This window comes from Actinacidiphila sp. DG2A-62 (genome assembly GCF_035825295.1).
Lineage (GTDB): Bacteria > Actinomycetota > Actinomycetes > Streptomycetales > Streptomycetaceae > Actinacidiphila.
On the sequence record NZ_JAYMGI010000002.1, the window covers coordinates 3,744,138 to 3,760,924 of the forward strand.

Here is a 16,787-nt window from a genome sequence, read left to right on the forward strand (position 1 = left end):
TGGCCTGGTGGGCGGACGTGAAGGCGACCTCCAGCGTGCGGGACTGGCACTCGATGGCGCAGGGTGACCCGCAGCCGTCCGAAGGCGCGCTGGTCTCCCGCGACCTGCTGCGTCTCATCCGCGACCCCGGGGGCAGCGTCGAGCCGCAGAAGATCGCCGTCGCGATCGACCCGTCCGGTGGCGGCCGGGACGTCGCCGGCGTCATCGGTGGCTTCCTCGGCGATGACGGCCGCGTGTGGGTCACCCACGACGTGTCGAAGGCCATGTCGTCGGCCGAGTGGTCCACCGCGGCATGCCTCCTGGCGTACGAGACGAACGCCAGCGTGATCTACGTGGAGTGGAACTTCGGCCGCGACATGGCAGTCCTGGCGCTGGAAACGTCGTGGGAGGCGCTACAGCGCGACGGGGTGATCCCCAAGAAACACCTGATGCCGCTGATCGACCCGGTGCGCGCCAAGCAGGGCAAGTTGCTGCGTGCGGCGCCCGTTGCCCAGCAGATGGTCCAGGACAAGGTGCGGCTGCGCGGCGCTTTCGTGGACCTCGAAAACGAGTGGGCAACGTGGCAGGACACCGACCCCGACAGCCCCGGCCGGATCGACGCCTCCTGCATCCTCGTCTACGGCCTGATCCCGGGAGCCAATCAAGGTGCCATCGTCCACGCCCCGCTGCCGACGTCGCCGGCGTCCCGGCAGCCCCCGCCGTCGGCCGGACCGTACGGGCGGAGGATCGGGAAATGACGTACAGGGGCGGCCGGGCCCGCTATCATGGAGATCAGAAGCCGGGCTTCCCGGCGATCTCCACGCTGCTGGTTGCGGGCCGGGCGGGAGACAACTCCACGGAGCTGTCATGCCCCTTGATGTCCCCCTCGGCGGGTCTCACCGCGCCTACATCCGAGCCGTCGCCGCAGCACTCACCCAAGCCGGTATCTCCGTCGCCGACGTCGACTTCCTGGAAGACTTCTGGGACGACGGTGACCCGATCCGCTGCGCCCACATCGTCCTCGCCCGTCTCGCCACCATGCAGGTCTACGGCGACCGGCAGGTCTTCCTGTCGTGGACAGAGGAGAGCGGCTGGGATTTCCACGCCGACGCCCGCGACAGCCTCTTCGCCGGCCTGGCGTACCCGCTGTGCGACCAGCTGCTGCCCGCCCCGGCCGAGTTGCTCACCGACGTCCAGGCCGCGCTCGGCGAGCTGCCAGAGGCGACCGGCCGCCCTCGCCCGAGCTACCGGTTCTATGGTGACCACGACGAGACTCTTGAAGAGCAGCTCGATACCTACACGACACAGGAGGCCCGGCCATGACCGCTGGGCTTTGGACGATGCCCGAATCATCGGCAAGGCCATCCGGCTCGGCGGCTCCCGCGAAATCATCGCCGCCCTGGACGCTGCGCTCACCGAAGGCCCGCTCACCCCGGACCGGATCGAACGGCTCGCGCATCCCGACTGGGACCGCGTCGCGTTCGAGGAAGAGGCCAGCGAGCCGGTATCCGAGGGTGCCGAGGCGGTCGGCCTGGCCCGCCTGTACGGGCCCGAGCAGACCAGCGCCCGAGGGCGCATCGCCGGACGCCCGCCCTCGTGGGGCGTGGCCGCGTCCTGGTACGGATGGCTGCCCGGCATGTACGAGGACCGTACGGCGGCGCTCCTGGCGTACGGGTACGTCCTCGGCGGCGAGGGCGCGGGGCCGCTGGAGGAGCTGCGCAACCGGATCAACCGGGGCGAGCGCCGGCCGATCGGCACGAGCGACTTGGTCGTGTTCGCCGAGCGAGGTGCGCTAGACGCGTGAGCGATGCCTTCGACTACATGATGAAGACCGGTCTCTACAAGGAGATCGTCCACACGCTCGCCTGGGCGCAGACGCAGTCCTCCAGCGACGACATCGAGATCTTCCTCAACCCCGACGACGCCGCCCACCTCACAGAAGACGTCGAGGACATTTCCGGCTTCACCGTCCTCGGCAGGCCGCTGCACCGGTCCGTTGGCGTGCCGCTCGGGAAATGCATGCTCTTCGACCGGACGCGCGGAAAGTACATCCGCCGCGACGAACCGATCGCTGACTAGGCAGCGGCACCGTACGGGCAGAGGATCGGCAAATCCCGAGCGTCCTCGACCAGTGGCCGACTGACCCGGTTGCCCGGTCTGCTGTACGCGGCAGGCCGGGCTTCGTCACACTGGTTTGCGTGAAAATGCCCCGCGTCGAATGTCCGAACTGCACCCGGTCGATCGCGGCCGGCATGGTCGCCGGTCGCCTTAGCAAGGGCCGGATCTGGCGGCACGACGCCCCCGACGCCCGCCGCGACGCCCACGGGCACCTGCTGTCGTGCGCCGGATCGCTGGAGATCGTGGACCTGCCCAACGGGCAGATGGAGTTGCCCATCCCCGAGCCCGAGCCCGCCCCGGAGCCCGACCAGGAGCCGGCCGACGCGATGGCCCTGTTCTGACCCCGGCGTGTTTTTGATCTAAAACCGGCCCTGACCTGCACGGATCTCGCCGGACACGCGACGCGCCGGCCCGCCCCGCGGGTGCACACGGGCTGTCCGTCCTCGAGCGCATGGGCGTTGCGGGGGTGGTGGCACATTGGGCACGGGGCGATGCCGGGGTGACGGAAGATCTGGCGGCGGGCACGGTCGACGTCGAGGTGGTGGCGGCGCGGGCGGTAGCTCATAGCGGACATTCTGACGGGTGCGCGGCTATCGGTCGTCGCCGAACGGCGGCAGGTCGGCGGGCGACAGGTCGGGGCGCAGCCGGGTCCATCGCACGCTGTGGCGCCAGGTGTCGCCGGACAGGCGGGAGACGTCGACGCTGACCTCGGCGACCGTGTCGGGTTCCACCAGGCGGACCGTCAGCTTGTCCTTCGACCCCCAGGAGGCGGCGAAGGTCCAGCCTTCCCAGGGGTGGCCGGGCGAGGCCGGCCGGAGCGCGGCGGCCACGGATCGCGCCTGGTCTTCGGCGAGCCGCGCGGTGCGGCCGAGGTACCGCAGTTGTCCGGCCTCGTCCCAGCGGCCGAGAAGGACGATGCCGGGCCGTCCGGGTGGGCCGGTCACGGCGGCGATGATGGCTTCGCGGGAGTCCCGCAGCCTCCATTTCAGCCACCCGCCGCGGTGCCGTCCGGGGCGGTAGCTGCTCCGGGTGGGTTTCAGGACCAGGCCTTCGACGTTGTCGGGCCCCCACTGCTCCAGCCACCCGCTCGCGGTCGACTCGTCGGTGGTCGACGGGCACAGGTTCAGCGGGGGGCGGGCACGGCCGGAAGCGAACAGGGCCTCGATCACGGCGCGCCGGGCGCGGTACGGGCGGGCGTGATGCGGCGTGCCGTCCAGGTGGAGGACGTCGAAGACCATGAGGCTGGCCGGCTCGCGTTCGGCGAGCGCGGCGACGGTGCGGGGCGAGCGGTTCAGGCGGGCCGAGAGCCGGTCGAAGGAGATCCGGCCGCCGGACCACACCAGCAGCTCGCCGTCCAGCAGGCTGGCGGGCGCGAGCTGGGCGGCGAGGGCGGCGGCGATGTCGGGGAAGTACCGGGCGAGGTCGGTGCCGGTGCGGGAGCGGATCACGGGCGTGCCGTCGTCCAGGAGGCCGGCAAGGGCGCGGAACCCGTCCCACTTCGGCTCGGCGGCCACCGAGCCGTCCGGGGGCAGGGCCCAGGTGTGGGTGGGCGCGGCGAGCATCGGTTCGTCGGGGAGGTCCACGGGTCCAGCGTGGCCGGTGGGTTGCTCGTCGCGGTGGCCGCGTGGCCGTGGTGTGGGCCAGCTGGCGCACGCGACCGCGCCGCGCCCCGGGGGTGGGGGTGCGGCGCGCGGGGCGGGCCGGGTCAGGTGACGGTGTGGCGGGCGTTCCACAGCAGGTAGGCGGAGACGAGAAACCCGAGCCAGAAGCCGGGGCCGTTCATGGAGTCGCGGACGAGGTCGACCAGGTCGCGGAAACGGCGCATCGGGGGGCCTTTCAGTGGGTGTTGATGTGGGCGGTGGTGCAGGTCGGGCACGGCATGCCGTGGCAGTGCCAGCACCGGGACGGCGGGGAGTAGCGGGCGGTGGAGGGGAGGAATCCGCGGGTGCAGGTGCACGTGTGGAGGCAGGGTTCGGGCGGGGCGACGTACCCCGGTGGGGCGGGGATGATCGCCACGAGGGCGGCGGCGTCCTCGGGGACGTGCGGGAAGGTGACGACGGCCGGGCCGGTGTAGCCGTTCATCCACGCGGCGCACGGAGCGCAGTCGGGGCGGAACGGGCCGGGCTGGGCGACGTATGGGGCGGCGATCCAGTCGCCGTGGCGAAGGTGTCCGGCGCGGCCGGCGCGGGCGCCGAGGTCGCCGACGACCAGGTCTCCGGGGCGGAGCTCGGCGGCGGGGACGAAGGTAAGGCGGGCGGCGTCGTAGGGGGCGGGGATGGGGCGCATGCCGTCGACGGTGGGGCGGGTGGTGGCGACGGCCAGGGCGAGGGTCACGGGGGTGGGCACGGGTTGCCTCCGGGGCGGTAGGTCGGGGGTGGGGCCGCCCGGCGTGGGGCGGCCCCGGGGTGAGGGAGGGTCAGACCTTGTCGGCGCACACGGGGCCGATGCCGCGTTCGATGCTGGCGGGGTCGGTGAGGGTCTTGCCGCACACGCAGCACGCGCCGATGCGGCGGCTGTAGGCCTTGGCGTCCTCGGCGGACATGCGGTGCTCGGGGCGCAGGTGGCGGATGGCGCCGGGGGCGAACTCGAAGCTGGGCGGGGTGTCGTCGTCGCCTTCGGCCCAGACCTTGGCGTACAGGCGGCCGGCCTCGGAGAGCACGACGCGGTAGACGCGGCCGTCGCGGGCGTACATGCCAGGCTCCAGGGCCGCGGCGGCCTTGGCTGCGGCCTGGTCGTTGGCGGCGCGGGCGGCGGCGGCCTCGGCGCGCAGCGCGCGGGCGGCGGGGATGAGGCGGTCGAGGTACGTCGACGCGAGGCGGAACGTCATGTCGTGGTTGGCGAGCAGCAGGCGGGCGTTGTCGCGGTGCGTGGCGGCCTCGCCGGTGGCGTCGGCCAGCTCGTCCAGGAGCCGGGCGAGGGTGGTCATCTGGCCCACGGTGGGAAGGTCGCGGCGGGCGGCGTCGACGGCCTCGACGGTGTCGACTACGTCGTGCAGCGCGGCCATGAGCGGGGAGGCGCCCGCCAGGCTGATGGAGTACGCGCGGTCTTCGGCGGCGCGGATGCACCGGCCGCAGTGCTCGTAGCCGAGCGTGGCGGCCTCCTCGACGTCGGTGTAGCGGGTGATCGCCTTGCCGCACAGGGTGTCGTCGGTGGCGGAGTAATGGATGCGCTTGCCCTTGCCGACCACGGCGAGGCGGGTCTCGGCCCGGCGGTACAGGGGGGCCTCTTCGGTGGTGGCGGGGGCGGTGATGGTGGCGGTCATGTTGTGCTCCCTTGCTCCGGTGGGGCGGTTGGTTCGTCCCGACACCTCGTATATTACCCAAGAGAACTTGGCCAAACTGAATTGGCCAAGAAGGTCTTGAGGGTGTGTCGTGCCCTACTCCGATCGAGGCGAGGTTCGGCCAGCCGGGCTTGGCCAAGCCGTTTTGTGTCATGCTCTCGGTATGAGCACTGAGAACGCCGAGGAGGCGCCGGCCGCGTACGCGCCGAGCGAGCAGCTGCAGGACGCGCTGAAGGAACTGGGCAAGGCCGAGGAAGCAGTCGCGGCGGCCCGCACCGCAGTGCGGGCCGCCATCGCCGCGGATCTGCGCGCCTTCCCGTCGGTGACAACTGACGAGATGGCCGCGCACGTGCCGTACAGCAACGAGACGGTGCGCGGGATCGCGCGGGAGTACGACGTGCCGCGCAAGAGAAAACCCACCGTGCGGTCGATCGCGGAGCCGGAAAAGAAGTCATAGCGGCCTGGCCGGCCCGGACCGGGCAGTTTCACCTCTGCGGCGGCCTGTCTCAGCTCAGGTGCAGCGGCGAGCCAGGGCGACTAGGTCCGGCACCAGGTGTGGGTGGGCGCCGCGGCTGGCTGCCTGCAGCAGCTCGGTGGCCACGACGAGGAGGGCCTGTCGTCCGTCCGGGCTGTCGAGGATCTTGAACTCTTCGAAGATCCGCGCCGCTGTTTTCGGGGCGGTCAGGCTGTAGGCGTACAGCGTGGCGGCGTCGTAGCCGGCCGGCGCCATGCCGAAACCCTCCCAGTCCAGGATGGTGCCGTCTTGGGTCAGATTGGCCGGGTGGAAGTCGCCGTGCGCACACTGCCACGTGCGGATTTGCGGCGCCTCCTGGCTTGTCATCAGGGGGACCACGCGGTCGATCCACTGCTGCCGGACCGCGACGCGATCGGTCACGGCCTGGTTGACGGTCCGCACGTCGGCGTGCAGCTGCTCGAGGAACTCCGGCGCGAGATCGAGTTCGGCGCTGAGTACCGGATCGGGCGAGAGCACGGGGGAACTGGTGTAGGCGGTGAGTTCCGCGCGGTATGCGATGCCGTCCGTCTGGTGGTCGTAGACGGCGTGCAGTTCGGGCTTGTGGACGGGGAAGAGAGGCCGGCCAGGGCGTTGCCCTCCCACAACTTTCCGTTGGCCCGTTCCGGAGGGGCGGACAGCAACCGTAGCCAGCACTCCCCGTGCGTGGGGTGCACGGCGCGGCGGCCGACAGTACGGCCGTGCCAGCCCCAGGTCATCTGTCCTGTCGGGGCGACGCCAAGGGCGGATGCCGCCGCGGAGTGCGCGGCGATCATCCGCCTGGTGTCTGTGTCATTCGACGGTGGCGAGTACATCGAGCGTCTTTCGTAGGGCGGAAGCGGCGACCGGCTCATCGACGGCCGTCAGGGCTTCCGCCCAGTGTTTCGGATCTCCGGTCGACATCAGCACCTTGGAGAGTCCAGGGCAGTTCGCCACCGCCGTGATGCACGCCGCCGGGATGCTCGCGCCCGGCTGGATCAACTCGGCGAGTTCCGGGGTAGCGAGGGCCTTGAGCTCGCCGCCGTGCAGCGGCGCCGAAGCGTGGACTTCCCACCCCTGCCAGCCGGCCTGGACGATCGGGCCGGTCCCCCGCAGCGCCATGTCGAAGGCTTCGGCCATGACGAGGCTGACGGGGAGCTGGATGGCGCGAAGATGGTGGGTGTCGCTACCTGCGGCTTCCCGGGCGAGCCGATCGAGGACGGACACGCTGAACGCGCCCTCGCTGAAACCTGTCCAGGTGGCGATGCCGTACGCCGCGATGTGCCCGGCGTCCGCCTCCTCCTCCAGGACGGTGAAGGCGTCCCGCAGTTCTGCCCAGAGCTCGCCGGGGCGGGCGGTGCGCTCCGGGTTGTGGAGGAACAGCATGTCGAGGCAGTCACGGCCGAGGGCAGCGCGGTTGTCCTCCGTCTGCCACCGGACGTAGGCGGCCCCGATGCTGTGCCGGGCGATCGCGTCTCGGCTGTCGATGACGCCGGCAGCTTCGGCGACGCGTGCGCGGGCCGAGTCCATGTAGCCCACCTTCGTTGCTACTCGGAGAGCGGGGTACTCCGCCAGCGCGGGGGCGAGCAGGCGGTGCGCGCGGCCATAGCAGTAGTTCGGGGCCGTGTCGATCCAGGCCGCCGGGGAGCTGGCGGCGCGCCGTGCGGCGTCCGTCAGGTGCTCCCCGGCGATCCGGTAGGTGCCCAGTGCCAGCGTGGGTTTCACGCGGCCTCCGTCCGCACGGAGGCGGCTTTCGCCGCCAGAAGCTCCGTGACGACGGCGGCGGCCTGGCCGACGCTCACCTGCGAGGCGTGCGCGAGGTCGCCGAGACTCCACCAGCCTCCGCTCACCAGGCATTCCAGCATCGGCGCGGCGGCGGGGGCGAGATCCACCTCACTGCCGGCGGCGGCCAGGCGCACCAGATCGTGTCCTTCGTCGGTGACCGTCCGCAGCCTGGCACGCCCGCTGGTCAGCCGGACCTTCAGGTCCGGGTCGGCAGGCACGCCGTTGACGTACGGCAGGGACGGACGCAGCCGGCCGATGTCCTCCGCGTCGCGGGTCGCGGTGTACCAGTCCAGCGTGGCGGGGTCTTCGAGGACCCCGGCCACCTCGCCGGCCAGGCTGGCGAGGTACGCGCGCTTCTCGTCCGGTCCGGCGTGGATCGGGAGGTCGGAGCGGACGACGTCGCTGACGCGCAGCATCTCGGACATGAACCCGAGCAGGGCCGCTCCGGTGTGCGGGGTGATGCCGCACGTCAGGTGCAGGGAGTGCGTGCCCTGGTCCGCGGTGACGGCGTGCCACCAGCCGCGCGGCAGGTAAAGGATGTCGCCTGGGTCGAGGACGAGTTCGGCGACCGGGGTGTCCGGCGGGTCTTCCGGGGTTGCGACGTCCCGGAACATCGGCTTGTGCCGGGTCGGGCCGAAGATCTTCCAGCGCTTCGAGCCCTCGATCTGGACCACGATCACGTCGTGGTCGTCCCAGTGCGTGCCGAATCCCTCGGTTGCGGTCCAGGAGGCGTAGGCGTTGACCTGGACGCTGGTGCGGAGCCAGCCTTCCAGCTCGGCGGCCAGGTCGCCGATCGGCTCGTGCAGCTCGTCGATCGCGTCGACCACGAGGGACGCACCTTCGGCGAGGCGCTGGTGCAGGTCCTCGGGGTGGACGCGCTGCCACACGGTGTGGCGCCGGGTCGTGACCGGCGCGGCGTATCGGTAGGGCGGGATCGGGTCGCCGTTCTGGTGCAGCCGCAGCCGAGGCGACTCCAGGCGGGCGGTGCCGATCACGTCGTTGAGGGTGTCGAAGGACACCAAGGCCCCCGGGTCCTTCACGGCGCCGGGGACGTGCAGGTAATCGCGGTTGTACGTCTGGGCCAGGAACGTGTCCTGGCCCAGACGCTCCGCGATGATCACTCGGGTCATCGCAGCTTCACCAGGTTCCGACTAGTCGTTGCCGTCGCCCTTGCCGGTGGACCCGCCGTCGGACGGGGTCGCGCCGCGCGTGCGGGCCGCGGCGATCTGCCGCCGGGCGACGACCAGGCCGGAGTCCGGCCCGTTGGCGGAAGCGTTCTCGATCCGTTCGGTCATTGCTGCCTCCTGCGAGGTGATCCGAAGCACGGCCACGGCTGCGGCCGTAGGGCAATCTCAGCGCCTGCGCCGTTGCGCCGGAAGACGCGAACGGTTGCTCTCGGTTGCTCTCGGTTGCTCTCGGTTGCGGTGGGTTGCCGTGGTTGCTCCGGTTGCTCCGGTTGCCTTTCCCGTTCCGATCACGCCCCCGGGTCGACAACACTGTGATTCCAGCCGTTCGGAGGTTCTACGGATGCACAACACCCACCCGCTCACGGTGCTGCTGGCGCAACGCGGTTGGACGTCGGAGTCCTATCTGCGGAGAGTGCGGGCGGAGTACATCCGGAGGGGGTACGGGCAGAACTTCGCCACCCGCAAGGAGAAGGTCAGCCGGTGGACCGCAGATGCGCGCCCGCAAGTGCCCACCCGGCCGACCCAGCTCGCGATGGCCGCCGTCCTTGGGATCTCGCCACGCGAGGTCCAGGCGCAGGGGTGGCCGAACTGGCTGCTGGCCGGACTTCAACAGAACGACGGTTTATGGGAGTTGCCGTGGACAGCTGCGGGAACCATTCAGGCACTGGACCATGACGGAGGACCCGTGGACCGACGCCACATGCTGATCGCCTCGACCGGAACGGTCGCTGCGGTCATCGCCCAGTGGGCCACGGCTCACCCCTCGGATGCGCAGTCGGCCGGGCAGCGCATCGACGCGTCGTCGGCCGCCCGGATTGACGACAGGCTCACCGCGCTCCGGCATCTTGATGACGACCTGGGTGCCGACGTTGTCTACGACGCGGCCGTGGCCGAGATTCGTCTCGCCCGCCGTCTGCTCCGCGATTTCACGTACAGCGAGGACGTCGGCCGACGCCTGTTCGCCAGCGCAGCGGAGGCAGCGCGCCTCGCCGGGTGGTGCGCCTACGACAGCGGGAGGCTGCAGCAGGCCGAGCGCCACTACCACCAGTCGCTCCGGGCCGCTGGCAGCGCCGGAGACCGGACGGCGGGTGCGGTGGCCGCCGCGTTCTGGTCGATCGTCCGATACTCCGGGACCAGCCAGGACTCCAGCAGCGCCTTGGACATGCTCGACAACGCCCTGTCGTACCGGGGCTCGATCACCTCGCCGCGGGTCGTGACGCTGCTCTACATCAGGCAGGCCCGCGCGCATTCGGTCGCGGGGAATTCGGCGGCTGCGTACCGGGCGGTCGACGCCGCGCTGTCCGCGTACGACCGCGGCGGTCCTCCTTCCGAGGACCTGGAGCGGATGTACTGGGTCAACGCCGGGGAGATCTTCCAGGCCGCTGGGTCTGCCGCACTGACGGTGGGTGATCCGCGGCGAGCGCTGGACTACTTCGATGCGGCGCTGACCCACGCCGACCCGTACGACGCCGGGTTGGAGAGGCGGGGCACCGCAATCTACGAAGCACGCCGAGCGGCTGCCTACCTTGCGCTGGGCGACGTCGATGGCGCGGTGGAGACTGCCGAGCGGGCTGTAGAGCTGATGGGCGGGGTCTCTTCGGCTCGGGCCAGCGGCACGCTGGCCGGTCTGCGGAGGGACTTGGCCAGCCATCGGCGAACGCCGGTCGTCGCGGAATTTCTCGCTTCCACCGGCTGAGGAGCTGGCGGCCGGGTACCCCGCCGGATCAGCGCTCGCGTCAAGGGTGGGTGACGCGTAACGCGGGCCGCTTCGCCTTCCCCCGCTCCGGGGTGACGGTGTACCCGCGGGTGCGGAGGGCGACCGCGTACAGGTCGAGTTGCGCCTGCTCGTCAGGTCCGTCGTGCCAGCACCGCACGGTACGGGGGCTGGCCTGGACGGCACGGTGGCCGGGCGTCCAGGCGGGGCCTCGGGTGGCGTCGGAATGCCCGGCGGCGGTGAGGTCGTGGGCGACGTCGCAGGCTCGAATGCGTCGGGTAGCCATATCAGTCCAAACTTGATCGGATCGGTGCGGGGGCGTGTGGGGCGGCCGGACACGGGCCATTGCCCTTCAGCTGTCGTGCCCGCCGGCGACGATGGCCGCGGCGATGGCCACCCAGGTCTTGTGCCATGCCTGGTCGATCAGGGGCCGGCCTGGGGGTCGCGGGTGAGCCACCCGGTCTTGCCCGCCTTGTGGGCGGCGCGGACCAGCAGCGGGGCGTCCGGGCCGGTTTCGGCCCAGTGACCGGCGCACCGGTCCGCGACGTAGTGGGTGGCGGCGGACAGCGCAAGGCCGGCGAATGCGCGGCGCCGGTCCAGGCCGAGGCCGAGGTACCGGTCCGCCGCCCAGAGAGCCAGGGCCTGCGTTGCCGCGTATGAGGCGACATGTCGCGCGCATGCGGCGGCCCCTTGCGGGCCGGGGTCGCCCTTCTGTTTGGCGTCGGTGTCGCGCTGGACGAGGTAGTCACCAGCCTCGTGGGCGGCGGTGAGCGCGGCGTAGGCGGCGGCGAACCGGACGGCTGCGGCCAAGGTCACCTCGCCCCGGCGCGAGGTCAGGTGGGGAGTCATCGTGGCGGGTCCTCTCGATGGGGGGTGGCAGCGCCGAGCGCTTCGGTCACGGCGGCGCCAAGCTGGTCACGGGCAGGCGTGGTACGCAACGCGGTTCCACGGTGGGGCCAGGGGTGGGTGGTGGCCTGTAGCGGATTACTCACCTCGGCGGTGACATCGGTCACGGCCTGGCGCCAGTCGGTGAAGCGGATCGCACGGTCGTCCAGGTACACCCGAGCGGGGAGCTTGCGGTTGGTGACGAGCAGCTGGTCGCGCAGCTCCCAGAACGGCAGGAGGCGCGAGCCGTGGCAGGCCGGGCACGCGGGGTCGGCCGAGCGCAGGCAGGTGGCGCACCGCTCGTCGATCGTGACGTCGAAGCCGTAGGACTCCAGCCAAGGCATGACCTGTTCGGGCTCGCGGCTGGTGAGGATGAACACCGAGTCGAGGGCGAGCAGGGTCCGCAGGCCGGCCAGGGCGCCGGGCATGGGCGGGTCGTAGATCGTGCCGTCCGCCCACCCGCGGCCGTACCGGTGGAGGACGCCGTCGAAGTCCACGGAGATCGTCACCGGCTGCTCCCTCGGCGGGTGCGGGCGGGGCCGTGGGGAGACTGCCAGGCGGGCCGTTCGGGGGATGGCCGGGGCGCGGCTTGCATCGAGGCGGCGGCCCGGGTGGCGGCTTGGCCGAGGGTGGCGAAGGCGCGCGCGAGGGTGGCCAGGTGGTGGTTCACGGCGGTGGTGAACTCCAGCAGCAGGGCGTGGGCTTCGGCGTGCACCAGCTCGGTGTGTTCGTCGGGGATGCCGAGGGCGGCGCGGCGTACAGCGAAGTGGGCTTCGAGCAGTCCGAGGCCGTGGCGGTCGGCCAAGCCTCGGACGAGCAGGTTGTGCGCGCGGCTGGTGGGTGAGCAGTAGGACGGCACGGGTTACGACTCCTTGGGGTGGGTGGGGCGGTGGAACAGCGGAACGAGCGCGCCGGCCACGGCCGCGCAGCGGCGCGCGGCCAGGGCACGGAGGGTGGACACGAGGGGGACGGCGGCCTCGATGGCGGCGGTTGCTACCTGGCGGATCGGCCGAGGACGGTTGGGGCTGGCAGCGCTCATCGCGTCCCGTCCTTGTTCTCGGCGCCTTTGCGGATCGAGCGGGCCATTCCTTCGAAGGCGTCGAGTGCGCGGGAGTCGAAGCGTCCGAACCGGGCCTGGATGTCCTTGCCGAGCTGGTCATAGAGGTGGGTGGCCTCGCGGTATCGGCCCTGCTGTTCGGCTCGTTCGGCTTCTGCCATCCGGCGTTCGGCTTCTGCTGGCGTGAGGTCATGGGGGTCGGGCGTCTGGATCACGGGGTGTCCTGTCGTGGGTCGAGAGCGGCGGCGAGTTCGGCGAGGCGGACGTCCCACCACCGACTGATGCTGGTTCCGAGCGACGGGGGCCGGCGGCGAGCCAGCGGTTGAGCAGGTCGCGGACAGCGGCGGACGTGTCCGTGTCCGGGTTTCCGGGGGCGGGCATATCGAAGGCGCGACTGATGGCGTGGCGGACGCTGTTGCGCCTGGTCGCGGGGGTGTCCTCCGTGCCCGGACAGGTGCTGTCCGCGTGTCCGCCGGTGGTGTCCGGGTGGGGCAGGGCGCATCCGCCGGGGCCGGTCTCGCCGACGACCAGGCGGGAGCGGACGGTGCCGCCGGTCGCGAGCGGCCACAGGCTGGCGGCGCGCAGGGCTGTTTCGGCGGCGTCGGCTCGCTCGTAGACGCGGCCCCATGCCTGGATCGCGGGGTGCCGGGTGGCGAGGTGCTCGACGGCGTCGGCCGCCAGGTCCAGCGAGAGCGCCAGGCCCCACAGCTCGGCATCGTGGTGGTGCTTGACGGCGTCGGCGCGGGCCTTGAGGCGTTGGGCGGCGGTGCGGATCTGGTCGGGCAGCGAGCCGCGGGTGAGCGTGGGCGGGTCGGCTGCGGGCACGTCGGCAGTGACCAGGGCGCGCAGGGCGACGGTGGCCATGGCGGCGGAGTGCTGTTCCGGGGACGCCTCGATCCGTTCGCGGGCGCGGCGGTAGTGCTCGGTGGTGATGGCGAGGGTGACGTGTCGGTGCAGCACGTCGTCCGGGTGGTGCGGGCCGGGTGCGGGCGCGGCGAGTTCGAGCAGGGACGCGGCGGCGTCGGGTTCGGCGCAGTCGACGCGGCGGCACGTGAGGTAGCCGCCTTCGGCGACGAACAGGGAGTTGCCGCCGCAGGCGGGGCAGCGGCCCTTGACGTCCGGGTACGGCGCTGGGGGCCGGCCGGTGGTGGGGGTGGTGGTCATCGGGTGCCTTTCGGTGGTGGGGTGACGAGGTGCAGGCGGGCCAGGCCGAGGCGGACGCACCGCAGGGCGAGGGAGCGGGCGGCGCCGCGGGGGTGGGCGGCGTAGCCGGCGCAGATCGCGGGGGCCGGGGTGTCGAGCGTGGAGTGGCACACGATGTGCCCTTCGGCGTCGATGGCCGCGCCGAGGAGTTCGGCCAGGCGGCCGGTCATGGGCCGGGCCGGGGGACGGTGTCGAACCCGTCGGCGGCGAACACCGCGCGGACGTCGGCCATGGGCAGGCTCGCGAAGCGGAGCCAGCACGTGAGGCACGGCCCGTCGTCGGGGACGGGGGCGGCGCAGTACCGGCACGGGTCGCCGGGGGCTTCGGTGCCGTACGTGCACGGGCTGTCGTGGTCGGGGTGGCCGGGCAGGGCGCACCGGCCGTCGCGGAAGTTGGCGCAGGGGTGGCACAGGCCGGAGGCGTCGGGAGCGGCCCAGTGCGGTTGGTAGGTGTCGGTGCACCGGGGGCAGCGGAACGGCGCGGTCACGGGCGGGTTCCTCACAGGTAGTGGCCGGTTCGCGGGTCGGGGGCGGGACCGGTGGCGTCCTTGTCGGCCGCGTCGGCGAGACGTTCGGCGCGGGCGGCCAGGGCGCGGTACAGGTCGCGCTCGCGTTCGTCGGTGACCGCCTCGGTGTCGACGGGGATGCGGCGGCCGGCGCTCGTGACGTAGATCAGTGCCGGGCCGCGCTCGCGGTCGCGGACTTGTGGGCGGTTGGCGGGCGTCACGGGCGGGTGTCCGGGGTGTCGGTGTCATCGGGGCCGGGCTGGTAGGTGACGGCGAAGCCGGGCAGACCGAGGCCGAAATCGGGGTCGGAGCTCGCGGGCCGCAGCGGCGCGATGAGTTCGGTCTCGGTCAGGTTGCACGTCGGGTGGGCGGAGGATAGGCCTGCCCGTACGCCGGTCCACCGGAACGGTTCGGCGCAGGCGGAGCAGGCGACGGTGATGGTGGCGCTGAACGCGATCGGGGGGCCGTCGTCGGTGGCGGTGATGCGGGCGACGGATACGAAGGCGTCGAAGTCGGGGTGTGGGCACGGCAGGTCGGGGTTCATCGGTGGGTGTCCTTGAGCCGGGGTGGGGTCGGTACCGCAGGGAAGGGCGGTACTGGCGTCGAGGCGGGCCAGCGCCCGCCCGAGCAGGACGGCCAGGGCGGTTGCGCCGGTGAGCCAGGCGGCCAGTACGGCGGCGATGGCGGCGAACGTCATGGGCTCAGTCCTGGGGTCGGGCGGGCGCCGGGCTGGTCAGTGGCGCTTGCTGCTGCTGGACTTGGTCGACGTCTTCGGCGGCGCGGCTGCCTTCGGGGCGGGCGCGACCTTGACCAGCGAGTGCGCGGTCTTGGCCGGGGTCTTGGTTGGGGCCTTGGGCGCGGTCGCCGCCGGGGCCGGGGTCTTGGTCCAGTTCGGGCGCGAGGTGGGCGCCGCGTGGCCGGCGGCCGGGGTCGGCGTGGTGCGGCGCGGCACGGGTCGGCGAGTCGGGGCGGGGGTGGTGAGGATGCACGGGCGGTACCCGGCCGGGACGTAGGCGCCGCCGGTCCGGTAGTGGCTGACGTGCGCGCACACCGGCGTGCCGTGGCTGTGGCTGTGGGTGTGCTTGGTGCTGGCCGAGCAGCCAGCCAGGGCGAGGACGGCGGCCAGGGCGAGAGCGGCCGGGGCCAGGAGGCGGGGGTGGTTCATGGTGCGTTCCGTTCGGTTGAGGCTGGTCATGGGGTGATCGAGATGTCGGCCAGCGGCACGCCTGCGGCGAGGCTGGCGCGCAGCTCGCGGAGCCGGGCGAAGGCTTGGCCGTCGCGTCGGTCGAGTGCGTCGCGGGCGGCGGCGGGCAACTGGCGCCAGCAGGCGGGGCACAGGTAGTGCCGGACCGGCTTGGGGGTGCGGCACGACGGGCACGGGGTGGCGGTGTAGGCGCCGGCCGGGGTCACCGGGGCAGGCCCAGGTCGACGCGGAGCCGGTGAAGGCGGGGCGAGGGCCAGTGCCGGAATGTGGGCGCGGTGGCGGCCTTGCTCACGACGTCGTCGTACGTGCCGTACGCGGCGGCGAGCAGCCGCAGCACGTCGACGTGGGTCCACACGGTGTCGGCGTGGCCGTGGCACGTCTTGTTGTCCGGGTGCTGGAGGCGGGTCGGAGGGCATCCGACCTCGACCAGCGCGCCGGACACCCGGCCGAGCACCAGGTCACAGCCTTCGTGGCCCTCGACGCCTTCGGAGAGTTGGCCGATGACGTTGTCTGCGGAGCGGCCCCAGTCGGACACGAGGACGGCCGGGTCGTGGGACAGGCACAACAGGGTGTAGGTGCTGCTCACCGCTCCCCCTCGGTGGGCTCGCAGGTGTGGCCGTAGACCAGGCGGCGGGCGTCGGCTTCGCCGAACGGGCCCGAGCCGTGCAGGTCGTAGGCCAGGGAGGTGCGCAGGCCGCACGCGGGATGGACGAGGTGGTGGAGGGACCACCAGCCGGACGCCGGCTCGGCGTCCCAGTCCGCGGGGAGCTTCACCGGGCGGCCCCGTTCGCGTGGCCGGAGCGTGCCGGGTTGGGGCATTTTTGCGGGCGGGGGTGTCCGGGTTGGCGAGGTGCTTGACGGTGCGGCGGTTCACCGACCGGGCGAGGAACGCGTACGCCAAGCCGTGGCCGCAGTGGGCGGTGAGGGCGGTCGCGGGCACCGGGGGCTTGGCGGCGGACACCAGGAAGATCCGGCTGGTGCTGATCCACTTGTCGTCACCGGGCTCGGGGCGGAAGCCGCCGCCGCCGCGCTCGACGCGGATCTTGACCTTGCCTCGGCCGAGCTGGATCACGGGGCCGCTGATGGTGCCTTGGTAGCGGCCGGAGGTGGTCGCTCCGACGACGTCGCCGGAGTAGACGCGGCGGCCGACCGCGTCGAGGACGTGCGGCCGGTCCGGGTCGGCGGCCGGGTTCGCCGGGGAGAGCAGGCCGCGGGCGGCGAGTTCTTCGGCCATGGCCCAGTACAAGGCGGAGGGTCGGCGGCCGGCGGGGCTCCACGACAGGCCGACGTGGGCCAGGGCGCGGGCGACGTCGGCGAGGTGCTGTTCGTCGGCCGGGGTGCGGTCGGTGGTGGGGATAGTCATTCGTGGTTGCTCTTCCT

28 protein-coding genes are annotated in these 16,787 nt (G+C 72.3%); 7 read left to right on the top strand and 21 right to left on the bottom strand.

Going from position 1 to position 16,787, the window contains the following annotated elements; translation table 11 throughout:
- Window positions 1-17 precede the first annotated feature (17 nt).
- The 5 genes from VSR01_RS16400 to VSR01_RS16420 all read left to right on the top strand — a co-directional run bounded on the left by VSR01_RS16400 (window position 18) and on the right by VSR01_RS16420 (window position 2,438).
- Complete coding sequence (locus VSR01_RS16400) at window positions 18-737, top strand: hypothetical protein (protein WP_326449952.1); 720 nt, start codon at window positions 18-20, stop codon at window positions 735-737.
- Between the two features lie 109 nt (window positions 738-846).
- Window positions 847-1,302 (top strand): DUF6292 family protein, encoded by a 456-nt coding sequence (locus VSR01_RS16405; protein WP_326449953.1) that lies wholly within the window; start codon window positions 847-849, stop codon window positions 1,300-1,302.
- A 10-nt stretch (window positions 1,303-1,312) separates the two neighbouring features.
- Window positions 1,313-1,783 carry a hypothetical protein gene (locus tag VSR01_RS16410; RefSeq protein ID WP_326449954.1) on the top strand — a complete coding sequence of 157 codons (471 nt, stop codon included), beginning with the start codon at window positions 1,313-1,315 and terminating at the stop codon, window positions 1,781-1,783.
- Window positions 1,780-2,058: a hypothetical protein gene (locus VSR01_RS16415; RefSeq protein WP_326449955.1), complete on the top strand. Its 279-nt coding sequence runs from the start codon at window positions 1,780-1,782 to the stop codon at window positions 2,056-2,058. Before VSR01_RS16410 ends, VSR01_RS16415 begins: the two co-directional genes overlap by 4 nt.
- Window positions 2,059-2,177: 119 nt before the next feature.
- Window positions 2,178-2,438: a hypothetical protein gene (locus VSR01_RS16420; RefSeq protein WP_326449956.1), complete on the top strand. Its 261-nt coding sequence runs from the start codon at window positions 2,178-2,180 to the stop codon at window positions 2,436-2,438.
- 249 nt (window positions 2,439-2,687) lie between these two features.
- Here VSR01_RS16420 and VSR01_RS16425 read toward each other — a convergent pair whose 3' ends face one another.
- The 3 genes from VSR01_RS16425 to VSR01_RS16435 all read right to left on the bottom strand — a co-directional run bounded on the left by VSR01_RS16425 (window position 2,688) and on the right by VSR01_RS16435 (window position 5,359).
- Window positions 2,688-3,680 carry an ATP-dependent DNA ligase gene (locus VSR01_RS16425; protein WP_326449957.1) on the bottom strand — a complete coding sequence of 331 codons (993 nt, stop codon included), beginning with the start codon at window positions 3,678-3,680 and terminating at the stop codon, window positions 2,688-2,690.
- Window positions 3,681-3,933: 253 nt separating this feature from the next.
- Window positions 3,934-4,443 (bottom strand): hypothetical protein, encoded by a 510-nt coding sequence (locus tag VSR01_RS16430; protein ID WP_326449958.1) that lies wholly within the window; start codon window positions 4,441-4,443, stop codon window positions 3,934-3,936.
- A 70-nt stretch (window positions 4,444-4,513) separates the two neighbouring features.
- The gene (locus VSR01_RS16435; RefSeq protein WP_326449959.1) at window positions 4,514-5,359 is read right to left on the bottom strand and encodes a DUF6011 domain-containing protein; all 846 of its coding nucleotides are present in this window, start codon (window positions 5,357-5,359) and stop codon (window positions 4,514-4,516) included.
- Window positions 5,360-5,540: 181 nt separating this feature from the next.
- On the opposite strand from VSR01_RS16435, the gene VSR01_RS16440 reads away from it, so the two are divergent.
- Window positions 5,541-5,834, top strand: coding sequence for a hypothetical protein (locus VSR01_RS16440; RefSeq protein WP_326449960.1), 294 nt, complete (start codon window positions 5,541-5,543; stop codon window positions 5,832-5,834).
- A gap of 54 nt (window positions 5,835-5,888) precedes the next feature.
- Here the strand turns inward: VSR01_RS16440 and VSR01_RS16445 are convergent, their stop codons facing one another.
- From VSR01_RS16445 to VSR01_RS16460, 4 genes are all read right to left on the bottom strand, one after another.
- Window positions 5,889-6,494, bottom strand: a complete 606-nt coding sequence (locus VSR01_RS16445; RefSeq protein ID WP_326449961.1) for a phosphotransferase — start codon at window positions 6,492-6,494, stop codon at window positions 5,889-5,891.
- 186 nt (window positions 6,495-6,680) lie between these two features.
- Window positions 6,681-7,592, bottom strand: a complete 912-nt coding sequence (locus tag VSR01_RS16450) for an aldo/keto reductase (protein ID WP_326449962.1) — start codon at window positions 7,590-7,592, stop codon at window positions 6,681-6,683.
- Window positions 7,589-8,782 carry a cupin domain-containing protein gene (locus VSR01_RS16455; RefSeq protein ID WP_326449963.1) on the bottom strand — a complete coding sequence of 398 codons (1,194 nt, stop codon included), beginning with the start codon at window positions 8,780-8,782 and terminating at the stop codon, window positions 7,589-7,591. Before VSR01_RS16455 ends, VSR01_RS16450 begins: the two co-directional genes overlap by 4 nt.
- 21 nt (window positions 8,783-8,803) lie before the next feature.
- Window positions 8,804-8,947 (bottom strand): hypothetical protein, encoded by a 144-nt coding sequence (locus VSR01_RS16460; RefSeq protein ID WP_326449964.1) that lies wholly within the window; start codon window positions 8,945-8,947, stop codon window positions 8,804-8,806.
- Between the two features lie 232 nt (window positions 8,948-9,179).
- On the opposite strand from VSR01_RS16460, the gene VSR01_RS16465 reads away from it, so the two are divergent.
- Window positions 9,180-10,535 (top strand): transcriptional regulator, encoded by a 1,356-nt coding sequence (locus VSR01_RS16465; RefSeq protein WP_326449965.1) that lies wholly within the window; start codon window positions 9,180-9,182, stop codon window positions 10,533-10,535.
- Between the two features lie 40 nt (window positions 10,536-10,575).
- On the opposite strand, the gene VSR01_RS16470 is transcribed toward VSR01_RS16465, so the two are convergent.
- The 14 genes from VSR01_RS16470 to VSR01_RS16535 form a co-directional block, all read right to left on the bottom strand.
- Window positions 10,576-10,839, bottom strand: a complete 264-nt coding sequence (locus tag VSR01_RS16470) for a hypothetical protein (protein ID WP_326449966.1) — start codon at window positions 10,837-10,839, stop codon at window positions 10,576-10,578.
- Between the two features lie 137 nt (window positions 10,840-10,976).
- Window positions 10,977-11,402, bottom strand: coding sequence for a hypothetical protein (locus tag VSR01_RS16475; RefSeq protein ID WP_326449967.1), 426 nt, complete (start codon window positions 11,400-11,402; stop codon window positions 10,977-10,979).
- Window positions 11,399-11,947, bottom strand: a complete 549-nt coding sequence (locus tag VSR01_RS16480) for a hypothetical protein (protein WP_326449968.1) — start codon at window positions 11,945-11,947, stop codon at window positions 11,399-11,401. The genes VSR01_RS16475 and VSR01_RS16480 overlap by 4 nt, the downstream gene beginning before the upstream one ends.
- Window positions 11,944-12,297, bottom strand: coding sequence for a hypothetical protein (locus tag VSR01_RS16485; RefSeq protein WP_326449969.1), 354 nt, complete (start codon window positions 12,295-12,297; stop codon window positions 11,944-11,946). The genes VSR01_RS16480 and VSR01_RS16485 overlap by 4 nt, the downstream gene beginning before the upstream one ends.
- 3 nt (window positions 12,298-12,300) lie before the next feature.
- Window positions 12,301-12,477 (bottom strand): hypothetical protein, encoded by a 177-nt coding sequence (locus VSR01_RS16490; RefSeq protein WP_326449970.1) that lies wholly within the window; start codon window positions 12,475-12,477, stop codon window positions 12,301-12,303.
- A complete protein-coding gene (locus tag VSR01_RS16495; RefSeq protein WP_326449971.1) occupies window positions 12,474-12,710 on the bottom strand; it encodes a hypothetical protein in 237 nt (78 codons plus the stop codon). Before VSR01_RS16495 ends, VSR01_RS16490 begins: the two co-directional genes overlap by 4 nt.
- Window positions 12,685-13,659: a hypothetical protein gene (locus VSR01_RS16500; RefSeq protein ID WP_326449972.1), complete on the bottom strand. Its 975-nt coding sequence runs from the start codon at window positions 13,657-13,659 to the stop codon at window positions 12,685-12,687. Before VSR01_RS16500 ends, VSR01_RS16495 begins: the two co-directional genes overlap by 26 nt.
- Entirely contained in the window at window positions 13,656-13,868 is a 213-nt protein-coding gene (locus tag VSR01_RS16505) for a hypothetical protein (protein WP_326449973.1), read from the bottom strand. Before VSR01_RS16505 ends, VSR01_RS16500 begins: the two co-directional genes overlap by 4 nt.
- Window positions 13,865-14,185: a hypothetical protein gene (locus VSR01_RS16510; RefSeq protein ID WP_326449974.1), complete on the bottom strand. Its 321-nt coding sequence runs from the start codon at window positions 14,183-14,185 to the stop codon at window positions 13,865-13,867. Before VSR01_RS16510 ends, VSR01_RS16505 begins: the two co-directional genes overlap by 4 nt.
- Window positions 14,186-14,196: 11 nt before the next feature.
- A complete protein-coding gene (locus tag VSR01_RS16515; RefSeq protein ID WP_326449975.1) occupies window positions 14,197-14,424 on the bottom strand; it encodes a hypothetical protein in 228 nt (75 codons plus the stop codon).
- Window positions 14,421-14,900: a hypothetical protein gene (locus VSR01_RS16520; protein ID WP_326449976.1), complete on the bottom strand. Its 480-nt coding sequence runs from the start codon at window positions 14,898-14,900 to the stop codon at window positions 14,421-14,423. The genes VSR01_RS16515 and VSR01_RS16520 overlap by 4 nt, the downstream gene beginning before the upstream one ends.
- Window positions 14,901-14,936: 36 nt before the next feature.
- Window positions 14,937-15,398: a hypothetical protein gene (locus VSR01_RS16525; RefSeq protein ID WP_326449977.1), complete on the bottom strand. Its 462-nt coding sequence runs from the start codon at window positions 15,396-15,398 to the stop codon at window positions 14,937-14,939.
- Window positions 15,395-15,613 carry a hypothetical protein gene (locus tag VSR01_RS16530; RefSeq protein WP_326449978.1) on the bottom strand — a complete coding sequence of 73 codons (219 nt, stop codon included), beginning with the start codon at window positions 15,611-15,613 and terminating at the stop codon, window positions 15,395-15,397. Before VSR01_RS16530 ends, VSR01_RS16525 begins: the two co-directional genes overlap by 4 nt.
- Window positions 15,610-16,770: a hypothetical protein gene (locus tag VSR01_RS16535; protein WP_326449979.1), complete on the bottom strand. Its 1,161-nt coding sequence runs from the start codon at window positions 16,768-16,770 to the stop codon at window positions 15,610-15,612. Before VSR01_RS16535 ends, VSR01_RS16530 begins: the two co-directional genes overlap by 4 nt.
- Window positions 16,771-16,787 lie beyond the last annotated feature (17 nt).

What these genes read in the sequence shown, in the direction of transcription:
- VSR01_RS16460 (WP_326449964.1), bottom strand. Translation starts at nt 8,947, where the DNA reads ATGACCGAACGGATCGAGAACGCTTCCGCCAACGGGCCGGACTCCGGC.
- VSR01_RS16455 (WP_326449963.1), bottom strand. Translation starts at nt 8,782, where the DNA reads ATGACCCGAGTGATCATCGCGGAGCGTCTGGGCCAGGACACGTTCCTG.
- VSR01_RS16525 (WP_326449977.1), bottom strand. Translation starts at nt 15,398, where the DNA reads ATGACCAGCCTCAACCGAACGGAACGCACCATGAACCACCCCCGCCTC.
- VSR01_RS16520 (WP_326449976.1), bottom strand. Translation starts at nt 14,900, where the DNA reads ATGACGTTCGCCGCCATCGCCGCCGTACTGGCCGCCTGGCTCACCGGC.
- VSR01_RS16490 (WP_326449970.1), bottom strand. Translation starts at nt 12,477, where the DNA reads ATGAGCGCTGCCAGCCCCAACCGTCCTCGGCCGATCCGCCAGGTAGCA.
- VSR01_RS16475 (WP_326449967.1), bottom strand. Translation starts at nt 11,402, where the DNA reads ATGACTCCCCACCTGACCTCGCGCCGGGGCGAGGTGACCTTGGCCGCA.
- VSR01_RS16405 (WP_326449953.1), top strand. Translation starts at nt 847, where the DNA reads ATGCCCCTTGATGTCCCCCTCGGCGGGTCTCACCGCGCCTACATCCGA.
- VSR01_RS16505 (WP_326449973.1), bottom strand. Translation starts at nt 13,868, where the DNA reads ATGACCGGCCGCCTGGCCGAACTCCTCGGCGCGGCCATCGACGCCGAA.
- VSR01_RS16470 (WP_326449966.1), bottom strand. Translation starts at nt 10,839, where the DNA reads ATGGCTACCCGACGCATTCGAGCCTGCGACGTCGCCCACGACCTCACC.
- VSR01_RS16465 (WP_326449965.1), top strand. Translation starts at nt 9,180, where the DNA reads ATGCACAACACCCACCCGCTCACGGTGCTGCTGGCGCAACGCGGTTGG.
- VSR01_RS16500 (WP_326449972.1), bottom strand. Translation starts at nt 13,659, where the DNA reads ATGACCACCACCCCCACCACCGGCCGGCCCCCAGCGCCGTACCCGGAC.
- VSR01_RS16440 (WP_326449960.1), top strand. Translation starts at nt 5,541, where the DNA reads ATGAGCACTGAGAACGCCGAGGAGGCGCCGGCCGCGTACGCGCCGAGC.
- VSR01_RS16435 (WP_326449959.1), bottom strand. Translation starts at nt 5,359, where the DNA reads ATGACCGCCACCATCACCGCCCCCGCCACCACCGAAGAGGCCCCCCTG.
- VSR01_RS16535 (WP_326449979.1), bottom strand. Translation starts at nt 16,770, where the DNA reads ATGACTATCCCCACCACCGACCGCACCCCGGCCGACGAACAGCACCTC.